The organism is Rhizobium ecuadorense (genome assembly GCF_001187535.1).
GTDB lineage: Bacteria > Pseudomonadota > Alphaproteobacteria > Rhizobiales > Rhizobiaceae > Rhizobium > Rhizobium ecuadorense.
This window is the reverse complement of the sequence record NZ_LFIO01000860.1, coordinates 1-248: the sequence shown is the minus strand read 5'-3', so window position 1 is coordinate 248 and position 248 is coordinate 1. Positions and strand designations below refer to the sequence as shown.

At 60.5% G+C, this 248-nt stretch carries 1 protein-coding gene; it reads left to right on the top strand.

Annotated elements, in window-relative coordinates:
• Positions 1–248: SDR family NAD(P)-dependent oxidoreductase (locus AF337_RS14910; protein ID WP_152971087.1), on the top strand; the 248-nt coding region annotated here is incomplete at both ends.

Sequence of the window (248 nt, the reverse complement as noted above, 5' to 3'; positions counted from 1 at the left end):
GTATGCGGCGAGCAAGGCGGCGCTGCACGCGTTCGCACGCGGGTGGCTCAACGAACTCAAGGGCAGGAATATACGGGTGAACGTGCTGCATCCGGGGCCGATCGCCACACCGATGCAGGACCAAGTTCTCACCGAGGAGGCGAAGCAAATGTTCGAATCCCTGATCCCGCGGGGAAAGATGGGTCGACCTGAGGAAATTGCGGCGGCCGCGCTGTTTCTTGCTTCAGACGATTCGAGCTTCGTGAATG